This is a genomic window from Aureispira sp. CCB-QB1, assembly GCF_000724545.1.
GTDB lineage: Bacteria > Bacteroidota > Bacteroidia > Chitinophagales > Saprospiraceae > Aureispira.
Genome location: NZ_JHBV01000158.1, coordinates 1 through 5,001, shown reverse-complemented (window position 1 = coordinate 5,001; position 5,001 = coordinate 1). Strand labels below are relative to the sequence as shown.

The window sequence follows — 5,001 nt, the reverse complement described above, 5'->3', positions numbered from 1 at the left end:
AAGTAAATTTGTTTGGGTTTGCTTCTATTGCTTGTTATGAACAGTACAAAGATGCCGCTATTTTGTGCTAAAAAACGAATTTTTTAAGGGCTTTTGAGGTCTTTTGTAGCGTAATTTTGGGTGTTTTTAGGATGGTTTTTAATGGCTAAAAATGTTGGCGTATATGTTTGGGCTTGGGTTGTGTGGAGTAGGTTGGAAATTATTACGCTGGGGGTTACGCTTTTTGGATGGATGGTTTGCTTTTTTGCAAAAAAATCGGTCGTTACTCTTTTATTATGTTACTATTCTATATATTTATTGTTTTTAATATTACGTGCACTATTGGTGTTTATGTATGTAAATGAGTTGTGCAACATTAAGGAAAAATCAGTAAAATCAAAAATTTATATTGGACATCTATCTAATCAATAAATTCAGGAATATATGAAAGCAAAGTTAGGAACGTTTAGGGCTATTAAAAATACCAAATATGGTAGCTATCAATCTTTATTTAAGAAAAAAGTAATGGAGGTATTAAAAGACCCCAAAGCTAATGCTACTTGTGATTATGTTTTAGTTAGTGGAGAGCATTTAAGTTGGAATGGAGCATCAACCAATGAAGAACAACCTTTACTCTTTTTGGGTCAAAAGACAAGCTGGGAAAAAGAAGTAAAAGCAAATAAAACGATGGATTTAAAAGCCTACTCGTATGGTACTTGTAAGCTAGTAAAAGTGGGCTCGGATTTACAAATTGTCCTTTGTCCAGAAAAGGGGAAATTAACTCAAGATACGCTATTAAAGCCTCTAAAAAAGGTATTTAAATCGTTTAAACCAAAAGCTTATTTGGAGGTAGTAGCGGATTTAAATGAGGTAGAAAGTTCTACTGTTGTAGATTTCGATCAAGGTGATGAATCGGGGCTTAATCTATTAAAGTCAATCGGGACAGATTTGCAAAAATACCACTTGACAATAGAGAAAATTAAAAAAGCAATTGTTGTTGCAACGACAGAAGAGGAAAAAATGTCTTTGTTAGTCAAGCAAAATCAAGTTTTAAAACGACTCAAACATTTATGTGCTTCTTGGGCGACCGATATTATGCCTCAGGCAGAACAATTGATTATAGAAAAGCAAGGCGAAACTTGGCAGAAGATTTATCAAAAGTGGAGCACTTTTTTTGAAAAGCGTAAAGCTGCTAAAGCAGGAGATTCTTCAAATCAAGATGCTGTTAAGGCGCAAGAGGAAAATATTTATACTAAGGCAGTGAAAGATTTGGAGCAGTTTTATGATAACTTGAAAAAAGCAAATTCTATTTCCTCTAGTGTTGTGGAAGCGAATATAGAAAATTTAGAAAATCATCTTGATACATGGAGAAATTTTGTAAAGGGAGGCAAAATTCATTTTCCTGAAAAATTGCAGCGCTTAGAAGGCACTTTATTAGGTATAAAAAAAGACTGGGCAAAATTAAAACCTTTGATAAAGGAACAAAATGCGAAACAAGAGGAATTGAACAAAGCTTTGGAAGGAGATGATTATGAACTAATCATGGATATTTATCGTGATTTAGAGTCTATAAATTTAAAAATTTCAAATTTGTAAACTAAAATGTATCAATAATGGAAAAAAAAAAAGACGATTCATTGAAAGAAATAGTACAGTTAAAAGCTCAAGAAAGCACCCAAACATTAGAAACAATAAAAAACATAGTTACTGAATATTTACCCTCTGAATATTCGACTAAGGAGAATAAGGTTATAGGCTTTTTTATGAAAAAAACGAAGAAAAAATCAATGAAAATTGAAAACTTGGACCGTGAAACTATTCTGCAGTATTGTAAGAGCTTGGATCTTTCAGAAAAATCCCAAAAATCAGGAGATGAATTAGAAAAAGATACGCTTAGTCTTATTAAGGATGAATTGAAAGTAGAAGATGTTAACATAGGAAAAAGAAACGGAAATAAAGATTTAGAGTGGAGAACCTTTATAGAAGGAAAAGAGAAAGTAATCTCAATTATGGAAGAATTTAAATATTCTAGCTTAGCTGAAGTCATGATTAATTATGATCTTCATAAAGAAAAATTAACGACAAAGAAGTCAACACCTGTAGATGTCTATAGTGACGAGGCTAAGGTATTGGCAATTGCAGGAGGAGGGGCTAAATTTGATGAAGCAAAAAAGGGTGAATTAAAGCAACATGCTCTAGCTCGAGTTTTAGAATTAATAGAAATATCTAAAGAGTACGGATATAAACCATATTTAATTTTTAATAAAAAAACAGTACCCTATGAATGGGTCGAGAACTTAGAAAAATATTTCTCTGAATCTAAACATATTATTACAATTAAATGGGTATAGTATAGATTGTGAGTCTCAAAATGATAACTAGTTTAATTGATAATTAAAATTGCATGCTCTACCTCCAAAAAGCAAAACCCCACAATGCCTCAAAATGGCTAAACTTAGTTCAACAAAATCGTTTAGAACTAGAAAAGTGGATGCCATCTTTAAAAAAAATGAGGAGGGTTCAAGAAGCAGAAGCATATATTCAAAAGAATGCACACCTAGATTTTTATTTGGGTGTGCATATTTACGAAATTTGGGTCGCTAATACTTTGGTCGGCTTGATTACCTTGCATAGTGGTCGAATACTAACTCAATGTGTAGCGTTAGCCTATTGGCTAGGGGCCGATTATAAAGGAAAAGGATATGCAACCCAAGCCTGTCAATTCTTGATCTCAAAGACGTTTGTAGACACAAAAATTACAAAAATTTGTATTAATTGCTTAACCACGAATCACGCGAGTCAAGCGGTCGCTTATCGCCTGTGCTTTAAACTAAGAAAAGAAGAGAAAAAGATACTCTATTTTGAAATGGACAAAAAAGAATGGCTAGAGCATTATTTTGAGGACGAACACTTATTTGGTATTTTAGAAGAAATTGATTTTCCTTAATTAAATTTATTACTGTCCATCAAACTACTAATAAACAGTCAACATCAAAAACTAGAATTATTAAAAGTTAAAATTAAACACGTTGTACAATAATCTATACATCACCATCCTCGCCATTTGCAGGAGCTAAAATGATACATTTGCTCTCGCCCCACAAAATCACAGATTTTGCTATATTGCAAAGCTTGGCTTTTGTTCTTTGCGTGGTTGTACGGTATAGATACCAACGTCAGACTATTGAAAAACTCCAACAAAAATAAAGTCATTCATTTAGGAAATGGAGAAAAGAAAACCCTCGGAAAATATTTATTGCGAATTGGATATCACCAACCTGTTCTCGCAGGACAATTTTTATCTTATCTAAGAACAATAAAAATTAATCGCCCCCAATATGGGAGTAAAACAAAAATACTACAGCCCAAAATGTGTTTTCTATGTTATAACCAAATTAAGTCTGCCATTATTTAGGTTTCAATTGAAATAATTTCGCACCTAATTTAACCGAATGCACTTTCTGCAACAAATCATAATCATAGCCCAAAGACCAACCCTTCGCAGAAACAAACTGTAAACCAAGCCTCACACTAGCAAAAGAACGGACATTCCCACCAACACCAGCTGTTAACAGAATCGAATGAACAGGCATTGGAATAGGTTTCGGAATTTCAATCGTCTTCGTAATTTGAGTAGGGATCTTTAGCTTGTAATCCAGGTTATTTTGAAGCAGCTGACCATCGACAATAGAAGAGTAATACAAAGTCAAATTTTCATCCTCTAAGCTATCTTGATACAATTGAGCAGCTTGGTGTTTGCTCGTATCAATTTGCTCCTGAATAACGATATTTTTAGAGCTATCCACATAAATAATCGTTGGCTGGGGAATGGCTTGCCTTGGCAACTGCACGATAACAGGCGGTGGTAAAATCGTATCTATTTGTACAATCGTATCCAAACGTATTTCAGCTCTTGGCTCTGAGCTGCCTTGTTTGCATTGCTGCAAAAAAATCACATAAGCAAATAAACACAAAATCAGTAGGAATTGAATGTTCTCTTTCATAGTTTTAGGATTTAGGCGTGTTAAATTGATGTTTTACCCAGAGCGCTGTTTTTACACAAGCTTGAACCCGTTGGAGTCTAGTATCTGGATTGGTAATAAAAGAGCATCTTGGCTGGAGCTGTGAAAACCCCACTCGTCCAGAATCGCCCCAAAGAAATCCGTAAACTCAAATAAATCCGTTTCCCTCAAAACTTGAAAGTTCACTTCATAATCTGAATCGCCATCCTTCAGCTGCTCTCGGTAATGCCAATTGTTGGTGCCTACAGCTTGCTGAACGTGCGTAAAATGCTGCTGAGCAATTTGATCCGAAAAGGTATTTCCTAGCGTACTAAAGACCATATAACCGATGGTCTTCTTTAGCTTTTGAATGCTGTTCTTACTAGAAATTGCATTGGAATGAAAGGAATGCAAATAGCCGTAATAACCTCTTCTTAGATAGCTTCGAACCAATTCCGTGCGCTCTGACAACGACCAGTCCTTGTGTGGATGATAGGTGCGAATGCATTGAATACCTTTCTTTGTACAAGCTTCTATAAAAGCTTCTGCTGCCAAACGATTTTCAAAACCTTCGTAATAATGCCCTCGTTCGTGTAAGATCAAGTCTTGATGATAGGCTCTTTTTCCTGGTGTTGCGTATCGTCCTTGATCGTTGATGCCTCCATGACCTGCATCCACAAAAATGACAAAACGCCTGCTTCCAAAATGAAGCAAATTAGAATTGGCTTGAACGGTTCTTATATAAACCAAATGCAATCTTGCCAACGTTTGGGGACCAGCAATGCCATCTAACTGCAAACCATGAATCTGCTGAAATTTTAAGACCGCTTGTGTGGTTGATGGTCCATAGTCGCCATCTACTGACAGACTAATATTCAATACCTTTCTCAAGCGGTATTGCAAGGTTTTAACGGCTTGTTTATCCATGTTTAGAATCGGTTTGGTGCTCGCCTTGGACCTCGATTCGAGTTTGTGCTCGATAGGCTGCCCAAATGCGTTTGGATTGTTTTTTACGATAGGC

Annotated in this window: 5 protein-coding genes; 3 read left to right on the top strand and 2 right to left on the bottom strand. The window is 35.2% G+C overall.

Annotated elements, in window-relative coordinates; all coding sequences use genetic code 11:
• Window positions 1-423: 423 nt before the first annotated feature.
• The 3 genes from CG11_RS28620 to CG11_RS28610 are packed head-to-tail and all read left to right on the top strand — an operon-like array spanning window position 424 to window position 2,926.
• Window positions 424-1,575 (top strand): hypothetical protein, encoded by a 1,152-nt coding sequence (locus CG11_RS28620; RefSeq protein ID WP_052600335.1) that lies wholly within the window; start codon window positions 424-426, stop codon window positions 1,573-1,575.
• A 17-nt stretch (window positions 1,576-1,592) separates the two neighbouring features.
• Window positions 1,593-2,330 (top strand): hypothetical protein, encoded by a 738-nt coding sequence (locus CG11_RS28615; protein ID WP_052600334.1) that lies wholly within the window; start codon window positions 1,593-1,595, stop codon window positions 2,328-2,330.
• Window positions 2,331-2,383: 53 nt separating this feature from the next.
• Window positions 2,384-2,926, top strand: coding sequence for a GNAT family N-acetyltransferase (locus CG11_RS28610; protein ID WP_052600333.1), 543 nt, complete (start codon window positions 2,384-2,386; stop codon window positions 2,924-2,926).
• Window positions 2,927-3,386: 460 nt separating this feature from the next.
• Here the strand turns inward: CG11_RS28610 and CG11_RS28600 are convergent, their stop codons facing one another.
• Window positions 3,387-3,983 carry a hypothetical protein gene (locus CG11_RS28600; protein ID WP_052600331.1) on the bottom strand — a complete coding sequence of 199 codons (597 nt, stop codon included), beginning with the start codon at window positions 3,981-3,983 and terminating at the stop codon, window positions 3,387-3,389.
• A 51-nt stretch (window positions 3,984-4,034) separates the two neighbouring features.
• Window positions 4,035-4,907, bottom strand: coding sequence for a peptidoglycan-binding protein (locus CG11_RS30735; protein WP_052600330.1), 873 nt, complete (start codon window positions 4,905-4,907; stop codon window positions 4,035-4,037).
• Window positions 4,908-5,001 lie beyond the last annotated feature (94 nt).

Bases quoted from the DNA above. Each gene is read 5' to 3' on its own strand.
- CG11_RS30735 (WP_052600330.1), bottom strand. From the start codon at position 4,907: ATGGATAAACAAGCCGTTAAAACCTTGCAATACCGCTTGAGAAAGGTA.
- CG11_RS28610 (WP_052600333.1), top strand. From the start codon at position 2,384: ATGCTCTACCTCCAAAAAGCAAAACCCCACAATGCCTCAAAATGGCTA.
- CG11_RS28600 (WP_052600331.1), bottom strand. From the start codon at position 3,983: ATGAAAGAGAACATTCAATTCCTACTGATTTTGTGTTTATTTGCTTAT.
- CG11_RS28620 (WP_052600335.1), top strand. From the start codon at position 424: ATGAAAGCAAAGTTAGGAACGTTTAGGGCTATTAAAAATACCAAATAT.
- CG11_RS28615 (WP_052600334.1), top strand. From the start codon at position 1,593: ATGGAAAAAAAAAAAGACGATTCATTGAAAGAAATAGTACAGTTAAAA.